Genomic DNA, 19,279 nt, shown 5'->3' on the forward strand with positions numbered 1-19,279 from the left:
GGTGGTGCCGGGCTGGTCCGGGTCGTGGGGTTGGCCGACGCCGGTGGGGGCTTCGGGGTGTGGGGTTTCGTCGGGGGTGGGTGCCCGGGTCGGGGTGAAAGGCGACCAGCGGCGGGTGGCAGAGGAGGGGGCCGGGCTGGGTTCCGCCGCTCTTGCGTTGTCGGGTGGGTCGGGTTTGTTTCGGCGTGCGTGGCGCTTGGGGTTGCGGGCCGGGTGGTGCGGGGCTGGTCAGAGTCGGTGGTGGGCCGCTGCCGGGGTGCGGGGCTCCAAGACTCGAAGCTCCCGACGAGACGGGTGTGTTGCTCGGCGAAAAACCGGCCGGCAGCGGCGGGCAGGGAGGGCACTGGGGTGGAGTCTTCCGAGGAGCCCTCTCGGCCGGGTTGGGACGTTTTCGGGGGTGTTTGGAGGGGAGTTGGGGTTCGAAACCGGATCGCGGTGGGTGGTTGTGGGCTTCGGGCTTCGGTGACCTGCGGTTTTGTGGTGTCGGGGTGGAAAGTCGGGCGTCGAGTGCCGGTTTCGTGTGCTCCGGCCTCTTCGACGCCGGTACGGAGACCGAAACTGCCCGGTCGGGGCGGCTTCGGGCGCTGCGACCTCGCAAAGGCCGTCGAGCCGACCGAAAGTGCCCAGTGGGAGCCGAAACCGGATCCCGAGGCACACGAAACGGCTTCCCTCCCCGCTGACCTGCGGTTTTCTCTCGCGCCGAGACCACGGCACCCGACGCCGTCCGGTTTCGTGAACTCCCGCCCCCCACAAGCCCACCGCACCTCGCAACGCCCTGCCCAACCCACTCGGGAAGGCTCTCCGGAGAACTCGACCGGGCCGCCTCCCTGTCCGCCGCTGCAGGCCGGTTTTTTCGCCAACCAACACGCTCGCCTCGTCGGGAGCCGACGGCGCGGAGCCCCCGGACGCCGGCAGCGGCCCATCACGGACTCTGATCAACCCCGCACCGGCCACCCGCAACCAAAGGCGCAACGCACGCCGAAACAAACCCGCCCCAATCGGAAACGCAAGCCCGGCGGAACCCAACCCGGCCCCCTCCTCTGCCACCCGCCGCTGGTCGCCCTTCCCCCGACCCGGGCACCCGCCTCGACGAAACCCCACACCCCGAAGCCCCCACCGGCGGCGGCCCACCCCACGACCCGGACCAGCCCGGCACCAGCCGGCCCGCAACCCCAAGCGCCACGCGCGCCGAAACAAACCCGACCCACCCGCGAACGCAAGCCCAGCGGAACCCAACCCGGCCCCCTCCTCTGCCACCCGCCGCTGGTCGCCTTTCACCCCGACCCGGGCACCCGCCTCGACGAAACCCCACACCCCGAAGCCCCCATCGGCGGCGGCCCACCCCACGACCCGGACCAACCCCGCACCACCCGGCCCGCAACCCCAAGCACAACGCACGCCGAAACAAACCCGACCCACCCGACAACGCAAGCCCGGCGGAACCCGACCCGACCCCCTCCTCTGCCACCCGCCGCTGGTCGCCTTTCACCCCGACCCGGGCACCCACCCCCGACGAAACCCCACACCCCGACGCCCCCACCAGCGCTGGCCAACCCCACGACCCGGACCAACCCCGCACCACCCAGCCCGCAACCCCAAGCCCAACGCACGCCGAAACAAACCCGACCCACCCGACAACGCAAGCCCGGCGGAACCCGACCCGGCCCCCTCCTCTGCCACCCGCCGCTGGTCGCCTTTCACCCCGACCCGGGCACCCACCCCCGACGAAACCCCACACCCCGAAGCCCCCACCCCGGGCAACGGCCCCCCACCGACTCAGACCAACCCCGCACCACCCGGTCCCGCAACCACAAGCGCAACACCCGCCGGAAGCATCCCACCCGGCCTGGCATCCTCTCCTCCGCCGCCATCACCCGACCAGGCAACAGGGCCGGTTCCGCGTCGTGTTCGTCGCCTCGGCGGCCGGCGGCCGGCGGCGGTCCGGGCTGTACCGCGTTGGGTGGACCGATCGCCGGGTCCGTCTGCCGAGTGCCCGGCTTCAGGTCGCGTCGGCGTTGTCCTCCGCGTCTGCCGCGACGAAAAGCGTGGCGGCCCCCTTTCGCCTTCCGGCCATCCACCGATCGGTGGATGGGGGTCCACCGGGCCTGTGGTGAGTGCGGCTCGTCGGTGGATTCGGGGGTGTCCGCCTCGGTCGCATTCTCGTAGGGGTCGGCACGAGGTCGGCTCGGAGTGCGGGGAGTGGTCAGCCACCATGGCGAATGTCGAAGCGGTGCGTGTCGAGGGGTTGAGCAAGTCCTACCCCGGCAAGTCCGTCCTGCGGGACGTCTCCTTCAGTGTCGACGTCGGCGAGATCTTCGGCCTGGTCGGGCCCAACGGAGCCGGCAAGACCACCACCGTCGAGTGCGTGACCGGGCTGCGCCGGCCCGACGGTGGTACGGCGCGCGTGCTCGGGCTCGACCCTCGGACGCAGCGCGACGAGGTGCGGCACGTGCTCGGCGTGCAGTTGCAACAGAGCGCGCTGCCGGACAAGTTGCGGGTGTCCGAGGCGATCGAGCTGTACTCCGCCTGCCACCGCGCCCCGATCGAACCGGGCCCGCTGCTCACCCGGCTCGGCCTCGACGCGCACCTGCGCACCCCATACGCCAAGCTCTCCGGCGGCCTCCAGCAGCGGTTGTCCATCGCCCTCGCGCTGATCGGCGCGCCGCGGGTGGTGATCCTGGACGAACTCACCACCGGACTCGACCCGCAGGCCCGCCGGGACACCTGGTCGCTGGTGGAGGAGATCCGCGACGCGGGGGTGACGGTGCTCCTGGTCACCCACTTCATGGAGGAGGCCGAACGGCTCTGCGACCGCGTCGCGGTGCTCGACCGCGGCCGGATCGTCGCCCTCGACACCCCGCAGGCGCTGATCGAACGGGTCGTCCGCCACCAGATCGTGCGCTTCCGCCCCCGGACTCCGCTCACCCCGGAGCTGCGCGCCGACCTGGCCGCACTCCCCCAGGTCCGGGAACTGACCGAGATCGACGACCGGATCGTGATCACCGGCGCCCCGGACGTACTCACCGGCGTCACCGCGCTGCTCGCCCGCGCCGGCGTGATCGCCGAGAACCTGCGCGTGGACAGCCCCGACCTGGACGACGCCTACCTGGCCTTGACCGACACCAACGCTGGCACGGATGCGGACGCCGACACACGCGCAGGCGCCCGAACCGTCGACCAACCCTGACCACCCCCCACCACCCCACTCGGGAGCCCGCATGTCCACCGCAACCACCCCCGCGACCATCACCCTCGCCCCCCGCCACCCCGCGCGCGGTCTCCTGGCCCAGGTCACCCGCACCGAACTGCGGCTGTTCCTGCGTGAACCCGTCGGCCTGCTGTGGGGGCTGCTCTTTCCCGTGGTGCTGCTCGTCGTGCTCGGCTCGATCCCGGGCACCCGCAAGCACAGCGACGACCTCGACGGGCAGAGTGTGGTCGAGGCGTACGTCCCGATCCTGACCGCCTTCACCTTCGCGATGCTCGCGCTGAACGCGATGCCACCGGCGCTGGCCGGCTACCGGGAGAAGGGTGTGCTGCGTCGGTTGTCCACCACGCCGCTGCCGCCGAGCCGGGTGCTGGGGGCGCAGATTCTGATCCACGGCGCGGTCGCCACGCTGGCCACCGCCGTGATCACCCTGGTCGCCCGGTTCGCGTTCGGCGTGCACCTGCCGCGAGCGCCGTTCGCGTTCGTGGTCACCGTCGTCCTGACCGGCCTCGCGCTGTTCGCGATCGGGCTGTTCGTCTCCGCCGTCGCCGCCAATACCAAGGTCGCCAACGGCGCGGGTGCGGTGCTGTTCTTCGTGTCGATGTTCTTCGCCGGCTTGTGGCTGCCCCGGGCCAAGATGCCGGACACGCTGCGCACGATCGGCGACTGCACGCCGCTCGGCGCCGGCGTCCGGGCCCTGGGCGACGCCGGCGCCGGTCACTGGCCGCACGGTTCCGCGCTCCCGGTCCTGGCCGGCTACGCCCTGGTCTTCGGCATCGCCTCGGCCCGCTGGTTCCGCTGGGAGTGACCCGGCCCGGGCGAACCGCGTCCGGGCCCGGTGAGAGGATCCGTGAGGATCCCGGTGGTACATCCCCCCTGAGAGAGGAAGGAAGGAACGATCGACGTGGCGACGGCGGACGACACCCCCGGCCGGGTCGGCCCCGGGCACTCCGCTCTCCGGGACCGCACCGAGCGCGACGACGCGCGGATCGCCCGCTACCGCAGGTTCGGCCCGTTCTTCCTCCTCGCCGCCTCGGCCGTACTCGCCACTCTCAGCGTCGCGCACGGCTACGGCTCTATTGGCGAGTACCAGGCCGCCCTGCTCCTGACCGTCGTGGCCGGCGCCTGGTCGTGGTGGATGGACAGCCGACGCCCGATCGGCCCGGAGCGACCGCGCCTGTTCCACCTCTATTTCTGGGTCCGGTGGGGATTGAGTGCGGTCCTGGTCGCGCTCAATCCCTGGTACGCGGTGTTCGGATTCCTCGGCTACGTGGACGCCCGCCGCTTCGGTTTCGGCCGACTCGGCACGGTGGCCAAGGTGGCCACCGCCGCGGTGATCGCCCTCGCCCAGATGGGCGGACGCGCCGAGTTCACCGTCGGCAACCTCCCGCTCTACGTCTCGCTCACCGCGATCAACGCGATCATCGCGTCCGCGATCGTCCTGGTCGCCAACGCCGTGCAGGTGCAGAACGACGAGCGCAAGCAGGTCATCGACGCACTCGCCGACGCCAACGCGCGCCTGGAGACCGCGTTGCGGGAGAACACCGGCCTGCACGCGCAACTGCTCAACCAGGCCCGGGAGGCGGGTGTCCTGGCCGAGCGGCAGCGGCTGGCCGGCGAGATCCACGACACGATCGCGCAGGGCCTGGCGGGTATCGTCACCCAACTGGGCGCGGCGCACGAGCAGGCCCGCCGGCACGGCGGCGTACCGGCCGACTGGCAGCGGCATCTCGACCAGGCCCGTGACCTGGCCCGGGACGGCCTGAACGAGGCGCGCCGCTCGGTCGAGGCGTTGCGGCCCGCGCTGCTCGCGGAGCGGGTACACCTGCCGGAGGCGATCGCCGAGTTGGTCGCGCGCTGGTCCGAGAGCACCGGCACACCGGCCGCCGCCGGGACCGACGGCGTCGTGCGGGCGCTTCCGGTGGACTGCGAGGTGGCCCTGTTCCGGGCCGCGCAGGAGGCGCTGGCCAACGTCGCGAAGCACGCCCACGCCACCCGCGTCGGGGTCGCGTTGACCTACCTGGACGACGTGGTCCTGCTCGACGTCCGCGACGACGGCATCGGCCCGACCCGCACCGACGACACCCGGCTCGACCGGGACGGCGGCTACGGCCTGCACGCGATGCGCCACCGGGTGGCCCGGGTCGGCGGCACCGTCACGATCGAGGGCGCCCCCGGCGAGGGCACCACGGTCAACGTGTCCGTCCCGACCGGCCCGCCCGCCGCCGGCCCCGGCACCACCCCGAAGGAGACGCCCGCATGACCGCCGCCCACCCCGCCCCCGGCGAGGCCCCGATCCGCCTGCTGATCGTCGACGATCACCCGGTGGTCCGGGACGGCCTGCGCGGCATCTTCGCCGGCGACCCCGGCTTCGACGTGGTCGGCGAAGCGGGCGACGGCGCGGCGGCGGTCGACCGGGTCCGGGTGGGCGGGGTGGACGTGGTGCTGATGGACCTGCGGATGCCCCGTATGGGCGGCGTCGAGGCGATCCGGGCCCTGCGCGAGGTCGCCCCGGACGTCCGCGTGTTGGTACTGACGACGTACGACACCGACCGCGACGTACTGCCGGCGGTGGAGGCGGGGGCGACCGGCTATCTACTCAAGGATGCGCCACGCGACGACCTGGTACGCGGGGTGCGGGCCGCACACGCGGGGCAGGCGGTGCTCTCGCCGTCGGTGGCCGGCCTGGTGATGGGCCGGGTCCGCGCTCCCGAGCCGGCCCCGGCGGTGCTCAGTCCGCGCGAGTCGGAGGTGCTGCGCCTGGTCGCCGGCGGCGCCACCAACCGCGAGGCCGCAGCTGCCCTGTTCGTCAGCGAGGCCACGGTCAAGACCCACCTGCTGCACCTTTACGGCAAGCTCGGCGTCCGCGACCGCGCCGCCGCGGTCGCGGAGGCCTACCGACGCGGTCTGCTCGTCTGAACCCTGCGCGCCTCGGACCGGCCCCGGCCGTCGGCCGCTGCGCCGTCCGGGCGACGCAGGGTATACATCCGCGGCGGCGCGACCACGCTCACCCCATGCCCGAGCTGCCCATCTACCCGCCCATGCTGGCCACCCCGGGCACCCTGCCACCCCGGGCCGAGGACGAGCGCTGGGCGTACGAGACCAAGCTCGACGGTCAACGCTGCCTCACCTACCTCCCGGGCGACGGAACGGTGTCGTTCCGGGCCCGTTCGGGTGCGGACATCACCGGGGCCTACCCGGAGTTGCAGGGGTTGCGCGACGTCCTGGGCGCCCGGCCGGCGATCCTGGACGGCGAGGTGGTCGCGCCGGACCGGCACGGGCACAGCGACTTCGAGCGGTTGCAGTCCCGGATGGGCCTGGTCGGCCACCCCGCCGAGGCGGCCCGGATGCGTGACGTGGTGCCCGTGCGGCTGCTGCTCTTCGACGTGCTGTTCCTGGATCGGCGGACCACGGTGGACCGCCCGTACCTGGAGCGACGCAGCCTGCTCGAAGGGCTCGACCTGCACGGATCGCACTGGGCGACGCCGACCGCGCTGATCGGACACGGCGAGGCCGCCCTCGCGGCCACCCGGGAGGCGGGTCTGGAGGGCCTGGTCTGCAAACGCCTGGATTCGGTGTACACCCCCGGGGTGCGCTCGCCGGACTGGGTGAAGATCCGGCACGCACACACCCTGGACGTGGTCGTGGGCGGCTGGCTGCCCGGTCGCGGCCGGTTGGCCGATCTGCCCGGCGCGCTGCTCGTGGGCGTGCGCGAGGCCGGCCTGCTGCGCTTCGTCGGCGCGGTCGGGTCCGGCTTCGCCGATCGGGAGCGGACCATGCTCGGCGAGCTGTTGCGGGTGTCCGCGATCGACGAGTGCCCGTTCACCCCGGAGCCGGACCTGGTCGACGCCCATTGGGTACTGCCGCGCCTGGTCGGCGAGGTCCGCTACGCCACCCGCACCCGCGCGGGCCTGCTCCGCCACCCGGTCTGGCACCGCCTGCGCCCGGACCTGGCAGAGGACTGAGCGCGACGCGGCACCGGCGCCGCTACGGCAGCCGCCCCGTGGTCTGCGCCGCCAGCAGCGGCGCGAAGCCGTCGCCGTCCCGGGCCACGCGCTCCAGCACCTCGGCCGGGCCGAAGGTCAGTTCCGCGGTCGAGTCGATCTCGGCCCAGGTCACCGGGGCGGACACGGTCGGCTCCGGGCCGGCCCGCAGGGTGTACGGCGCGGCGGTGGTCTTGGCGGAGGCGTTCTGGCTCCAGTCCACGAAGACCCGGCCGGCCCGCAGGTTCTTGGCCATCCGGTGCACGACCAGCTCGGGCCGCTCGCGTTCCAGGCGTTGTGCGAGCGCCTTCGCGTAGGCGCTCGTGGCCGCCTCCGGAGTCGGCTTGAGCGCCGCGTACAGGTGCAGCCCCTTGCTCCCGGACGTCTTGACCACGCAGGTCAGCCCGTCCTCGGCGAGCACGTCCCGGGCCAGCAGCGCAACCTCGCGGCACTCGGCCATCCCCGCACCGGGCCCCGGGTCCAGGTCGAGGACCAACCGGTCGTGGGCGTCCGGGTCGGTGCCCCACTGCGGCACGTGGATCTCGATCGCCGCCAGGTTGGCCGCCCACATCAGCGTGGCCAGGGAGTCGACGTCGACCTGCCGCCTGGTCTCGTCGTGCCCGACCACCTCGATCGTGCTCACCCACTCGGGCGCACCGGGCGGCACGTGCTTGGCGTAGAACCGGGTCGTGCCCTCGACGCCGTCGGGGAGGCGGATGAACGAGGCGGCGCGTCCGGCAACGTGCGGAAGCAGTACGGGGGCCACTTTCGCGTAGTAGTCCAGCGCCTGGCCCTTGGTGTACCCGGTCTCGGGCCACCAGACCTTGTCCAGGTGGGAGAGGGTCAGGGTGCGTCCGTCGACTGTCGTGGCGATGCGGTCCGGCATACGGTAAAGGTCCCCTCGTGCCCGTTTTCGATGCATTTTGCGGCACATCGAGGCAAAGACGTACCACAGCGGACCATGCCCCGCCCCGCGATTCTGGAGAGCCGATGCGCAGCAGCTGGAAAGGCGCGATCACGTTCGGACTGGTGAGCATCCCGGTCCAACTCTTCCCCGCCACCGAGGAGCACAACGTGCCCCTGCACCAGGTGCACGAGACGGACGGCGGCCGGATCCGGCTCAAGCGCTACTGCGAGTTGGAGGAGCGCGAGGTCCCGTACAAGGAGATCGCCAAGGCGTACCAGGCGCCCGACGGCCGGCAGGCGGTGCTCACCGACGCCGACATGGCGGAGTTGCCGCTGCCCAGCAAGAAGGTCATCGACGTGCTCGCGTTCGTGGCCGACGACGAGATCGATCCGCTGATGCTCTCCAAGGCGTACTACCTCCAGACCGCGACCCCGGCCGCGGCCAAGCCGTACGTGCTGCTGCGCGAGGCGCTGACCAAGGCCGGCAAGTCCGCCGTCACCAAGATCACCCTGCGCACCCGGGAGAGCCTGGCCCTGCTGCGGGTGCACGACGACATCCTGATCCTGCAGACCATGTTGTGGCCGGACGAGGTGCGCGCGGCGGACGGACTGGCCCCCGAGGGCAAGTTCGACATCCGGCCGCAGGAGCTGAAGATGGCCACCTCGTTGATGGACACGCTCAGCGAGGACTTCGACATCCAGTCGCTGCACGACGACTACAAGGAGGCCCTCGACTCGCTGGTGGTCGCCCGCCTGGAGGGCGCCGAGCCGGTGGAGGGGGGCGAGGAGGCCGCCGCGACGCCGGACAACGTGGTCGACCTGATGGCCGCGCTGACCGCGAGCGTCGAGGCGGCCAACCGCAGCCACGGCCGGGCCTCCGCGAAGAAGGGCACGGCCCGCAAGTCGGCCGCGAAGAAGACGTCGGCGGGCGGCTCGTCCGGGAAGGGCAAGTCGGCGTCGACCGCGAAGAAGGCCGCCGCCAAGAAGACCACCCGCAAACGCACCAGCGCCTGACGCGGCCCCGGCCGGCGGCGGCACCCGACCGGCGGCGTCCCACCGTCCGGCGTCCCGACGCCCGGCGTCCCTGCTCCCGGCCCGGCGAGCCGCGACGCCGGCCGGTGCGCTCAGGCCGTGGGGAACGCCGCGATCCGCTCCGCCAAAGGCACCGGCTCCTCGGCGATGCCGTCGGCCGAACCGCTCGCCAGGCGCGCGCACACCCCCCGACAGGCGAAGGTCTGCCGCTCCTCGACGTGGCCGACCGGCACCGCGTCGGGCGCCGGCTTGTCGGCGGGGGCGCGCAGATCGCGCCCGCACATCGTGCAGGCCAGGCCGTAGGTCATCTCGACCGTGGGGCGGGGGCTTCGGCGGTGTCCAGCGATCGAGTGCTGTGAGTACATGCGTTCGAATCCTCCGGTCGGCCTGGTGCTCGAATGTCCGAATCACCGCAGACGACGCCGGCACGGACAAACGGCATACGAGGTGCCCTCGGTCTCCTCAAAGTACTCCCCCCATTCGCCCACCCGGACCCCTACGCGGAATCGTTTCGACATCGCGTCCGGATCGCCGCGACCGACCCGCGTGGCACTACGCGTCGCCGGCCGCGGACCTTCCACCGCGCGAATCGGCCGCCACCCGGGCGCCGATCTCCCGTACCAGGGCCGCGAGCAGATCGATATCGGCCGCCGATGTACGCCAGTTCACGATCGCCGGGCGCAGCGCCACCCGCCCCCGGTACACGGTGGTGCCCACGTACACCCGGCCGTCCGCGTTCAGCTCGGCCCCCAGGCGCCGGTTCAACTCGTCCAGTTCGGCCTCGGTGAGCGGTTCGGTGCGCGCATCCGGACCCGACTCGGCCGGTCGATAGCGGAAGCACACCACGCACAGCTTCACCGGCGCGAGCAGTTCCAACTCGGGTGCCTCCTCGACCAGTTCGCCGAGCCGGCAGGCGAGGTCGTGGTGGCGTTCGATCATCTCCCGGTAGCCGGACCGGCCGTACGCGCGCAGCGTGGCCCAGATCGGCAACGCCCGGGCGCGGCGCGAGGATTCGGGCCCGAGCCGGTTGTAGTCGAGGTGCGTGTCGCCGGTCTCCGGCAGGTACGGGGCGTTCCAGGACCCGAACGCCCGCCCGAGCATCTCGGCGTCGCGCACGAACACGAAGCCGCTCTCGTAGGGCACGTTCAGCCATTTGTGCCCGTCGGCGGCCACCGAGTGCGCCCGCTCGACGCCGTGCACCAAGTGGGCGAGTCGCGGCGAGACGCCGGCGAACAGCCCGAAGGCGCCGTCCACATGCAGCCAGGCGCCATAGCGCCGGGCCAGGTCGGCGAGCGCGTCGATCGGGTCGAAGTCGCCGGTGTTCACCTCGCCCGCCGAGGCGATCAGCACCGCGGGCCCGTCGATCTCGATCAGCGCCCGCTCCATCGCGTCGATGTCCACCCGACCGGCGTCGTCGCGCGCGCAGATCCGGACCGTATCCCGCCCGCAGCCGAGGATCTGCAGCGCCTTGCGGTTGCTGGGATGTATGTAGCCGCTCGCCAGGACCGGCATGGTCGGCAACCCGGCCAGCCCGTCGGCGGTGACGTCCACGCCGTGTTGCGCGGCCCACCAGTGGCGCGCGCAGGTGAGCGCGGTGAGGTTGGCGAAGGTGGCGCTGGGCGTGAGTACGCCGCCGTACGTGTCGGGCAACCCGAACAGGTCCTTGAGCCAACCGAGCACCACCGTCTCGGCCTCGGTCGCCAGCGGTGACGCGATCCACAGGCCCGCGGGCTGGTCGAGCAGCCCGGTGACCCAGTCGCCGGCCTGCGCGGCGGGGGTGGCCCCGCCCACGACGAGGTGGAAGAACCGGGGTCCCGAGGACTGGATCGCGCCGCGCGTACCGATGTCGAGCAGTTCCTCGATACTGGCCAGCGTGCCGTCACCGCGCTCGGGCAGCGGGCCGCCCAACCGGTCGAACACCACGTCGGCGGCCGCGTCACGGACCGGCAGTTCCGGCAGCGCCTCCAGGTAGCGTCCGGCGGCCTTGGCCACCAGGTCGAGGGCGGGCCGGGCGAGATCACGTTCGTGGAGGGGGTCAGCCATCCGAGCAGGGGATCACGACCGGCCCGTCCGCGTCGAGTATTTCCGGACCCCGAACGGCTTTTGACGGCCCATCAGGATTACCGCGCGGGCGTGGCTCGCGGCGCCCCGGGGAAAGTCCCCTCTCGGGGACCGATCACCCGACCGGGAGGAAGCGTGGCGACCGAGATCGAGCTGACCCACCACCGCGGCGGTGACCTCGACGAGATCCGGAAGGTGCTGCTCGACGTCTACGCCGAGGTGTACGCGGCCGAGTCGGCGCAGCCGTTCCAGTCGGTGGACGCCTTCGCCGAACGGCTGGCCGGGTACGCCGCCTCGCCGGGGTTCGAGTGTGTGATCGGGTGGAGTCGGGACATCCCGGTCGGCTACGCGTTCGGCTACACCCTCCAGCCCGGCGCGCGCTGGTGGATCGGGCTGACCGAGCCGGTGCCGGCGGTGGACATCGAGGAGGACGGGCGGCGTACCTTCGCGCTCAACGAGTTGATGGTGCGCGAACCGTGGCGGGGCTCGGGCGCGGCACGGGTGATCCACGACCGGCTGCTCGCCGCCCGCACCGAGCAGCGGGTGACGCTGCTGGTCGACCCGACCCATCCCAGGGTGTTGGCCCTGTACGAGCGCTGGGGTTACCACGTGCTCTGCGACCTGCGCCCGGCCTGGCCGAACGCGCCGCTGCTGACCGTGCTCCTGCTCGATCGCACCTGAGCGGCCGGGTGTTCGCCCCGGCCCCGGCCCCGGTCCCGGCCCCGGTCCCGGCCCCGGTCCCGGCCCCGGTCCCGGCCCCGGTCCCGGTTTCGAGAAACCTTGCCTCTGTTCAGTTTCGGCGCTCGTACATAGTGTTCGCGCCATGAGTGACGCGACCGCGAACAAGCGGCTGATCGAACAGTTCTGGCAGGACCTGTACGCCCGCGACTTCGCCAAGGTCGCGGCCTGCTTCGCCGCCGACGGCCACTACACGGACGTCGCCGCGCCCGGGCCCGGCGCGACCGGCCCGGCAGCGATCGAGGCCCGGCTGCGACTGGGCCTGGACATGCTCACCGGCTACATCCATCACCACAAGAGCACCGTCGCCGAAGGCAACCTCGTGGTGACCGAGCACGCCGAGGAGTGGCACTGGAAGACCGGCGAGCAGGTGGTGCTGCCGTTCGTGTCGGTGCACGAGTTCCGCGACGGGCTGATCGTGCGCTGGCACGACTACTGGGACTTCGGCACGCTCATGAACGCCGCACCGCAGTGGTGGCTGGAGCACGTCGCCCAGGGCTACGCGCAGGACGCCTGACACCGAGGCGAAGCCGCGACGCCGACGAGCCCGCCCGTACCGACCGCCGACCGCCGACCGCCGCTTCCGTACCGACCGCCGGACCGCCGGGCCGGATAAAAATTGGCCCACGTGTCGGCACGACGTAGAGTTCCGCCGGGGTTTTGTGGCACCGGCGAGCACAGGAAACGGCAACGGCGATGACAGCGAGTAGCGAGATTCAGGCGGACACGGGCGTGGCGGAGGGGATCGACCCCGCGCGTATGGAGTTGTGCCTGAGCGTGCTCGCCGAGGTGGAGGAACTCGACGTCGAGCACCCGGACGCGGTGCGGATCCGGCGGGCCACGGCCGCGATCTACAAGAGCGTCAAGGAGCGCCGCCGCAAGGAGCGCCGGGACCGGGTGCTCGCCAACGACGAGGCGGTCACCGCCGCGACCGCGACCGGCGCGCCGGGCCGGATCGACGACGAGACGTTGGGGATCGCGCTGACCACGGTCACCACCACCGAGATCGCCGGTGTCCTGGAGCGCGCGCGGGCCTGCTACATCTGCAAGCAGCGCTACCGCGAGGTGGACGCGTTCTACCACCAGCTGTGTCCGGAGTGCGCCGCGTTCAACCGGGCCCGCCGCGACCAGCGCACCGACCTGACCGGCCGCCGTGCGCTGCTCACCGGCGGCCGGGCCAAGATCGGCATGTACATCGCGCTGCGCCTGCTGCGCGACGGCGCGCACACCACGATCACCACCCGCTTCCCGAACGACGCGATCCGTCGCTTCGCCGCGATGCCGGACAGCGCCGACTGGCTGCACCGGCTCAAGATCGCCGGGATAGACCTGCGCGACCCGGCCCAGGTGGTCGCGCTGGCCGATTCGGTGGCCGCGGCGGGGCCGCTGGACATCCTGATCAACAACGCCGCGCAGACGGTACGCCGGACCCCGCAGGCGTACGCGGCGCTGGCCGCCGCCGAGGCCGCGCCGCTGCCCGCCGGCGAGTTGCCGGAGATGGTGTCGTTCGGCCACGTCGGCGGCAGCGGCCACGTGCTGCTGCCCGGCCAGTCCCGCGGCGACGACCAGGCGCTGACCCCGCAGGCCCTCACCGCGCTCGCGCTGACCAGCGGCTCGGCCTCACCCGCCCGGATCGAGACCGGCACGGCGATCGACGCGGGCGGCCTGGTCCCCGACCTGGACCCGGTCAACAGCTGGGTGCAGCGTGTGCACGAGGTGGACCCGGTCGAGCTGCTCGAAGTGCAACTCTGCAATGTGACCGCGCCGTTCGTCCTGGTCAGCCGGCTGCGTCCGGCGATGGCGGCGGCCAAGGCGCGGCGGAAGTACGTGGTCAACGTGTCCGCGATGGAGGGCCAGTTCAGCCGCGGCTACAAGGGCCCCGGCCACCCGCACACCAACATGGCCAAGGCCGCGTTGAACATGCTCACCCGCACCAGCGCCGAGGAGATGTTGTCCGACGGCATCCTGATGACCGCCGTGGACACCGGCTGGATCACCGACGAGCGCCCGCACCCGCAGAAGATGCGCCTGGCCGACGAGGGCTTCCACGCGCCGCTCGACCTGGTCGACGGCGCGGCCCGGGTCTACGACCCGATCGTGCGCGGCGAGGCCGGCGAGGACCTGTACGGCTGCTTCCTCAAGGACTACGCGCCGGCCGCCTGGTAGGCCGCCGACCTGCGCTTTTCGGCCCCGGCGAGGATTCTCGCCGGGGCCGTTTCGGGTCCGGTCGGGATTCGTCGAAAAAAACTTTCCCGACCGTTGAACCCTCTTCGACCCCTCCCCCGTACTGCTGGATGTCGACGCACCACCGACCGGCAGCGCACCGGTCGACCCGCCCGGGATCGGAACCAACAGCCGTTCCCCGTAAGGCAGTTCGACTCATTCATCGATCTTTTCCGGGGGTTCACCATGTCTGTCTTCAGCACGCGCGGCTTCGCCGCGATCGCCATCGCCGGTGCGCTCGGGCTCGGTCTGTCCGCCTGTGGCAACGACTCGAAGAGCGACACGTCCACCGGCACCACGCCGCCGGCCGCCACGCAGCCGGCGCAGTCCGCGCCGAGCGCCCCCGGCACACCCGGCGGGGCCTCGAACGGCGGGGTGGGCAAGGCCGTCCTGAAGGCGGGCACCGACGCCAAGCTCGGCCCGATCGTGACCGACGGCAACGGATTCACCCTGTACCGCTTCGACAAGGACACCGCCAAGCCGTCCAAGTCGAACTGCGACGGCGCCTGCGCAACCCAGTGGCCTCCGGTGACCACCACCGGCGGCGTCACCGTGACCGGCGTCGACCAGTCCGCCGTCGGCAGCGTCACCCGTAGCGACGGCAGCACCCAGGTCACCATCGCCGGCTGGCCGGTGTACCGCTTCGCGCCCGACACTCAGCCCGGCGACACCAAGGGCCAGGGCGTGAACGGGACTTGGTTCGCGGTGACCCCCGACGGCAAGAAGGCGGGCGCGGCCGCGACCGGCGCACCGCAGACGAGCAAGGCGCCGACCACCAGCGGTGGCGGCTACGGCTACTGATCGACCCGAGCGGTATGCACCGACGCCCGTCGGCGCCGCTCACCCGGCACGCATCCATCCCACCCAGTCTTCGGGGAGACTCGTCATGTCCGCACGCAGGTATCCGCTGCCCGCACTCGCCCTCGCCGCCGGTCTCGTGTTCGCCGTCGCCGGCTGCTCGTCCTCGGACACCAAGTCCGGTGCCTCGCGCCCCGATCCGGCCGCCGCGGCCAAGGGCGCCAACGATCCCGGTACGGTCCACGGCGCCGAACACGGCGGCGCCGTGCCGGCCTCCGACCTGACCACGACCGGCGCCGCCGAGCCCGCGACCGGCGAGGAGACGTTCTTCGCCGCGGGCCTGACCGGGGCCAACGAGGTCCCCGGCGGCAACGCGCGGGTCGGCGACCCCGACGGCAAGGGCACCGCGCTGGTTCGGGTCAAGGGCGACCAGGTCAGCTTCGGCATCCGGTGGGAGGGCATCGGCGCGCCCACCGCGGCGCACCTGCACCTGGGCGGCAAGGGGCAGAACGGCGAGGTCAAGGTGCCCTTCTTCGCCTCGCCGCTGCCCGACTCGGCGACCGCGGTCACCGGCGCCGTCAAGGTCACCGACGCGGCGCTGCTCGACCGGATCAAGAGCGACCCGGCGAGCGTGTACTTCAACGTGCACACCGGCGAGTTCCCCGGCGGCGCGGTACGCGGGCAGTTGGTCAAGCTCGCCCGAGCGGCCGATGTGAACAGTGTGCTCAAGACCGGCACACTGCCCGCCGAGGCGACCGGCAAGCAGGAGGTGCCGAACGCCGAGGGCAAGAAGACCGCCGACCCGGACGGTCGGGCCGACACCTCGATCCGCCCGTGGGGCAACTGCATCGACTGGTCGTTCAGCTGGACCGGCATCGCCCCGCCCACGCTCGGCCACCTGCACCGGGCGGCGGCCGGGGCCAACGGCGACGTGGTCGCGCCGCTGTTCGACGCGAAGGCGGGGCTGCCGCAGTCGGTGACCGGACTGGCCGGCACCGTCGAGGGCATCGACCCGGCGCTGGTGGAGCGGATCAACGCGACGCCGGCGAACTACTACACCAACCTGCACACGGGCGAGTTCCCGGGCGGCGCGGTGCGTGGGCAGCTTTCCCGCAAGGTCACCCCGAAGTCGCCGGCGCTGAACCTGTCGGTGGTCGCGGGCAAGCAGATCTACCAGTGCACGGCCAAGGACGGCGGCACCGCGTTCACCCAGCTCGACGTCGCCGCCAAGCTCCAGGGCGACCTCAAGCACACGTTCGTGACCCCGACGGCGGGCCCGCCGCAGTGGGTCGCCCCCGACGGCAGCTCGGTCACCGGCGCGGTGGCGAGCAAACTGCCCAACGGCGACGGCAACATCCCCGAGCTGGTGCTGAACGCCACCCAGACCGGCAAGCCGGACGCGCTGCTGTCCGCGACCACGCAGGTACTGCGCCTGAACACCCGGGGCGGCGTGGCGCCGACGGGCTCGTGCGACCCGGCCACTCGGCCGACGGCGGAAGTGCCGTACCAGGCGGACTACCTGTTCCTGGGCTGAGTCGAACTCCCCTCCCCCGAGGGTGAGTCACCGGCCCGCACCACCCCGAAGGGCCGCGCGTAGACCCCCACGCGCGGCCCTTCGGCACGTCTGCATCCGCTCACTGCGGCCGGTCACCGCGCCCTCCGGCTCCCGCCCGCTCACCGCGGCGGCTCACTCCGGCAGCGCGACGACCATCTTCCCGGTGTTCTCCCCGCGCAGCATGCCGAGCAGCGCGGACAGGTTGTTCTCGATCCCCTCGACCACCGTCTCGCGATACTTGAGTTCGCCGTTGCGCAACCAGCCGCCGACCTCGGCCAGGAACTCGTCGCGCCGGCCGAAGGAGTCGATCACGATGAAACCCTGCAACCGCAGCCGCTTGCCGATCGACAGCGCGAGGTTGCGCGGCGCGGGCGTCGGCTCGATGGCGTTGTACTGCGCGATCGCGCCGCACATCGCGACCCGGCCGTGTGTGTGCAGCGCGCCGATCGCGGCCTCGAGGTGTTCGCCCCCGACGTTGTCGAAGTAGACGTCGATGCCCTCGGGCGCGGCCTCGGCCAGCTGCTCGGCGACCGGCCCGTCCTTGTAGTTGAAGGCCGCGTCGAAGCCGTACTCGTCCTGGAGCAGGGCGACCTTGTCCGCCGAGCCCGCGCTGCCGATCACCCGCGAAGCGCCCTTGAGCCGGGCGATCTGGCCGACCTGGCTGCCCACCGCGCCGGCCGCGCCGGAGACGAACACCGCGTCGCCCTCGCGGAAGGACGCGATGTCGAGCAGGCCCACCCAGGCGGTCAGACCGGGCATGCCCAGCACACCGAGGTAGGCGGACAGCGGGGCGAGGTCGGGATCGACCTTGACCGCCCCGGCCCCGCGGCCCTCGACCACCGAGTACTCGCGCCACCCGAGCCAGTGCTGCACGTAGTCGCCGACGGCGAAGGCGTCCGACCGGGACGCGACGACCCGGCCCACCGCGCCGCCCTCCATGGGCTCGTTCAGCGCGAACGGCGGGGTGTACGACTTGACGTCGTTCATCCGGCCGCGCATCGCCGGGTCGACGGACAGGAACAGGTTGCGGACCAGGATCTGCCCGTCCGCGAGTTCCGGGATCTCGACCTCGCGCAGTGCGAAGTCCTCCTCCTTCGGCCAGCCCTTCGGGCGGGCGAGGATGTGCCATTCGCGGCTGGTGGTGGGGGTCATCTCGGGTGGCCTTTCCGAAGTGGGACGGACGGAGGGGACGGGCGCGGTCGGTCAGGCGTCCACGGACTCCTGGACCCGCGGGTGGGGCACGGCGACGGGTTCGGCCCTGGCGGGTACCCGCTGTAGGCCGAGCAACGCCACCCCGACGACCAGGACCAACATCACGCCGGCGATCACGAAGCCGAGCGTGAACCGGCTCTCCGCCGGGATCGGCGGCAGGCCCGGGGGCAGGCCCTCGACCGACTTGGACGCGAGCAGCGAGGTGATCACCGCGCTGGCGATCGAGCTGCCGACGCTGCGCGAGATGGAGTTGATGCCGTTCGCGATGCCGGTCTGGTGGTGCGGTACGCCGGCCACGATCAGTGCGGGCATCGCGGCGTAGCCGAACGAGATGGCGATACCGGTGAGCATGCCCGCGAGGATCACCGACGCGGACGCGCCGTGCCCGAAGGCGAGCCAGGCGAAGCCGGCCACCCCGACGGCCGAGCCGATCGCGAGCGTGGCCCGGGCGCCGATCCGGCCCACGAGCAGACCGGCCGGCGGCGCCGCGAGCAGCGAGATCAGCGCGCCCGGGAGCAGATATTCCACCGAGGCCCGCAACACCGAGGCACCGAAGCCGTATCCGGCCACCCGCTCGGGCATCTGGACCAGGTAGGAGATGCCGATGAACTGGCTGAACGCGGCAAAGCCGACGAACAGACCGGCCAGGTTGGTCAGCAGGACCGGGCGGTGCACGAACATCCGCAGGTCCACCAGCGGGTCGGCGACCCGGCGCTCGACCTGAACCCACACGAAGGCCATCACCACCGCGCCGACGAAGGAGCCGATGGTCCGGCCGGACGCCCAGCCCCACTCGTGGCCCTGCGAGATGCCCAGGAGCAGCAGGACCAGGAACAGGCCGAGGGTGGCCGCGCCGAGCAGGTCGATCCGACCGCCGGCCTTGACCCGGCTCGCCGGCACCCGGATCAGCACCGCGACCAGGGCCACGACGGACAGGATCCCGGAGAACCAGAACACCAGGTGGTAGTTCGGGTCGTCACCGCGCGTGAGCAGCCCGGTGGCCACCAGCGACAGACCGCTGCCGAACGCGAGGGTGGCGCTGATCAGCGCCATCGCACCGGGCAGCTTCTCGACGGGCACCTCCTCGCGGATGATCGACAACGCGAGCGGGAAGATCGCGGTCGCCGCGCCCTGGAGCACCCGGCCGACGATCAGCAGCGGCAGCGAGGACGTCACGGCCGCGAGCACCGAGCCCGCGATCATCACGATCAGTACGCCGATCAGGGTCGGCCGCTTGCCGTGCTGGTCGCCGAATCGGCCGAGCAGCGGCGTGAACACCGCCGCCGACAGCAGCGTCGCGGTGGTCACCCAGCCGACCCCGGCGGGCGTGGTGTCCAGTTCCTGCTGGAGCAGCCCCAGGATCGGGATGACCTGGGTCTGCGCCATCGCGACGACCATGGCGGCCAGGCCGAGGGCGAGGATCAGCGGTCCACCGGATCGTCGCGTGTCGGGCGGGGTGGGGGTCACGGGTGTTCTTTCTACGAGCGAGAAGCTTGTCGGCCTCGATGGTTGAAGACTTCAAGCAATTGGACGGAACCGACCGTAGACACCCGGAAATTGCTACGT

General features: G+C 72.1%; 16 protein-coding genes. 11 read left to right on the forward strand and 5 right to left on the reverse strand.

The features are described from left to right. The first annotated feature begins 2,212 nt into the window (after positions 1-2,212). The 5 genes from ACFXKZ_RS09400 to ACFXKZ_RS09420 all read left to right on the forward strand — a co-directional run bounded on the left by ACFXKZ_RS09400 (position 2,213) and on the right by ACFXKZ_RS09420 (position 7,170). On the forward strand, positions 2,213-3,187 hold the full coding sequence (locus ACFXKZ_RS09400) for an ABC transporter ATP-binding protein (protein ID WP_379998194.1): 975 nt from the start codon (positions 2,213-2,215) through the stop codon (positions 3,185-3,187). A 31-nt stretch (positions 3,188-3,218) separates the two neighbouring features. After that, complete coding sequence (locus tag ACFXKZ_RS09405) at positions 3,219-4,013, forward strand: ABC transporter permease (RefSeq protein WP_379998196.1); 795 nt, start codon at positions 3,219-3,221, stop codon at positions 4,011-4,013. A gap of 96 nt (positions 4,014-4,109) precedes the next feature. Continuing rightward, complete coding sequence (locus ACFXKZ_RS09410; protein ID WP_379998198.1) at positions 4,110-5,468, forward strand: sensor histidine kinase; 1,359 nt, start codon at positions 4,110-4,112, stop codon at positions 5,466-5,468. Then, a complete protein-coding gene (locus ACFXKZ_RS09415; protein ID WP_379998200.1) occupies positions 5,465-6,124 on the forward strand; it encodes a response regulator in 660 nt (219 codons plus the stop codon). The genes ACFXKZ_RS09410 and ACFXKZ_RS09415 overlap by 4 nt, the downstream gene beginning before the upstream one ends. 95 nt (positions 6,125-6,219) lie before the next feature. Further along, positions 6,220-7,170 (forward strand): ATP-dependent DNA ligase, encoded by a 951-nt coding sequence (locus ACFXKZ_RS09420; protein WP_379998202.1) that lies wholly within the window; start codon positions 6,220-6,222, stop codon positions 7,168-7,170. 22 nt (positions 7,171-7,192) lie between these two features. Here the strand turns inward: ACFXKZ_RS09420 and ligD are convergent, their stop codons facing one another. Further along, positions 7,193-8,074: a non-homologous end-joining DNA ligase gene (ligD, locus tag ACFXKZ_RS09425; RefSeq protein ID WP_379998204.1), complete on the reverse strand. Its 882-nt coding sequence runs from the start codon at positions 8,072-8,074 to the stop codon at positions 7,193-7,195. 104 nt (positions 8,075-8,178) lie between these two features. On the opposite strand from ligD, the gene ACFXKZ_RS09430 reads away from it, so the two are divergent. Continuing rightward, the gene (locus tag ACFXKZ_RS09430) at positions 8,179-9,108 is read left to right on the forward strand and encodes a Ku protein (protein WP_379998206.1); all 930 of its coding nucleotides are present in this window, start codon (positions 8,179-8,181) and stop codon (positions 9,106-9,108) included. A 110-nt stretch (positions 9,109-9,218) separates the two neighbouring features. Here ACFXKZ_RS09430 and ACFXKZ_RS09435 read toward each other — a convergent pair whose 3' ends face one another. Beyond that, the gene (locus ACFXKZ_RS09435) at positions 9,219-9,491 is read right to left on the reverse strand and encodes a hypothetical protein (protein WP_379998208.1); all 273 of its coding nucleotides are present in this window, start codon (positions 9,489-9,491) and stop codon (positions 9,219-9,221) included. Between the two features lie 187 nt (positions 9,492-9,678). Further along, positions 9,679-11,169: a pyridoxal phosphate-dependent decarboxylase family protein gene (locus ACFXKZ_RS09440; RefSeq protein WP_379998210.1), complete on the reverse strand. Its 1,491-nt coding sequence runs from the start codon at positions 11,167-11,169 to the stop codon at positions 9,679-9,681. Positions 11,170-11,322: 153 nt separating this feature from the next. Here ACFXKZ_RS09440 and ACFXKZ_RS09445 point away from each other — a divergent pair, with 153 nt between their 5' ends. The 5 genes from ACFXKZ_RS09445 (at position 11,323) to ACFXKZ_RS09465 (ending at position 16,480) form a co-directional block, all read left to right on the forward strand. After that, the gene (locus ACFXKZ_RS09445; protein ID WP_379998213.1) at positions 11,323-11,868 is read left to right on the forward strand and encodes a GNAT family N-acetyltransferase; all 546 of its coding nucleotides are present in this window, start codon (positions 11,323-11,325) and stop codon (positions 11,866-11,868) included. Between the two features lie 142 nt (positions 11,869-12,010). Further along, on the forward strand, positions 12,011-12,442 hold the full coding sequence (locus ACFXKZ_RS09450) for a nuclear transport factor 2 family protein (RefSeq protein WP_379998215.1): 432 nt from the start codon (positions 12,011-12,013) through the stop codon (positions 12,440-12,442). A 179-nt stretch (positions 12,443-12,621) separates the two neighbouring features. After that, positions 12,622-14,091, forward strand: coding sequence for an SDR family NAD(P)-dependent oxidoreductase (locus ACFXKZ_RS09455; RefSeq protein WP_379998217.1), 1,470 nt, complete (start codon positions 12,622-12,624; stop codon positions 14,089-14,091). A gap of 243 nt (positions 14,092-14,334) precedes the next feature. Beyond that, complete coding sequence (locus ACFXKZ_RS09460) at positions 14,335-14,949, forward strand: hypothetical protein (RefSeq protein ID WP_379998219.1); 615 nt, start codon at positions 14,335-14,337, stop codon at positions 14,947-14,949. 85 nt (positions 14,950-15,034) lie between these two features. Beyond that, positions 15,035-16,480 (forward strand): CHRD domain-containing protein, encoded by a 1,446-nt coding sequence (locus tag ACFXKZ_RS09465; protein ID WP_379998221.1) that lies wholly within the window; start codon positions 15,035-15,037, stop codon positions 16,478-16,480. A gap of 153 nt (positions 16,481-16,633) precedes the next feature. Here ACFXKZ_RS09465 and ACFXKZ_RS09470 read toward each other — a convergent pair whose 3' ends face one another. Continuing rightward, the gene (locus ACFXKZ_RS09470) at positions 16,634-17,653 is read right to left on the reverse strand and encodes an NADP-dependent oxidoreductase (RefSeq protein WP_379998223.1); all 1,020 of its coding nucleotides are present in this window, start codon (positions 17,651-17,653) and stop codon (positions 16,634-16,636) included. A 51-nt stretch (positions 17,654-17,704) separates the two neighbouring features. Next, a complete protein-coding gene (locus ACFXKZ_RS09475; protein ID WP_379998225.1) occupies positions 17,705-19,180 on the reverse strand; it encodes an MFS transporter in 1,476 nt (491 codons plus the stop codon). Between the last annotated feature and the right edge of the window lie 99 nt (positions 19,181-19,279).

The organism is Embleya sp. NPDC059237, assembly GCF_042754105.1.
Lineage (GTDB): Bacteria > Actinomycetota > Actinomycetes > Streptomycetales > Streptomycetaceae > Embleya.

Excerpts from the sequence above, each read along its gene's own strand:
- ACFXKZ_RS09440 (WP_379998210.1), bottom strand. The coding sequence starts at position 11,169 with ATGGCTGACCCCCTCCACGAACGTGATCTCGCCCGGCCCGCCCTCGAC.
- ACFXKZ_RS09415 (WP_379998200.1), top strand. The coding sequence starts at position 5,465 with ATGACCGCCGCCCACCCCGCCCCCGGCGAGGCCCCGATCCGCCTGCTG.
- ACFXKZ_RS09435 (WP_379998208.1), bottom strand. The coding sequence starts at position 9,491 with ATGTACTCACAGCACTCGATCGCTGGACACCGCCGAAGCCCCCGCCCC.
- ACFXKZ_RS09405 (WP_379998196.1), top strand. The coding sequence starts at position 3,219 with ATGTCCACCGCAACCACCCCCGCGACCATCACCCTCGCCCCCCGCCAC.
- ACFXKZ_RS09465 (WP_379998221.1), top strand. The coding sequence starts at position 15,035 with ATGTCCGCACGCAGGTATCCGCTGCCCGCACTCGCCCTCGCCGCCGGT.
- ligD (WP_379998204.1), bottom strand. The coding sequence starts at position 8,074 with ATGCCGGACCGCATCGCCACGACAGTCGACGGACGCACCCTGACCCTC.
- ACFXKZ_RS09430 (WP_379998206.1), top strand. The coding sequence starts at position 8,179 with ATGCGCAGCAGCTGGAAAGGCGCGATCACGTTCGGACTGGTGAGCATC.
- ACFXKZ_RS09460 (WP_379998219.1), top strand. The coding sequence starts at position 14,335 with ATGTCTGTCTTCAGCACGCGCGGCTTCGCCGCGATCGCCATCGCCGGT.
- ACFXKZ_RS09450 (WP_379998215.1), top strand. The coding sequence starts at position 12,011 with ATGAGTGACGCGACCGCGAACAAGCGGCTGATCGAACAGTTCTGGCAG.
- ACFXKZ_RS09470 (WP_379998223.1), bottom strand. The coding sequence starts at position 17,653 with ATGACCCCCACCACCAGCCGCGAATGGCACATCCTCGCCCGCCCGAAG.
- ACFXKZ_RS09420 (WP_379998202.1), top strand. The coding sequence starts at position 6,220 with ATGCCCGAGCTGCCCATCTACCCGCCCATGCTGGCCACCCCGGGCACC.
- ACFXKZ_RS09400 (WP_379998194.1), top strand. The coding sequence starts at position 2,213 with ATGGCGAATGTCGAAGCGGTGCGTGTCGAGGGGTTGAGCAAGTCCTAC.
- ACFXKZ_RS09455 (WP_379998217.1), top strand. The coding sequence starts at position 12,622 with ATGACAGCGAGTAGCGAGATTCAGGCGGACACGGGCGTGGCGGAGGGG.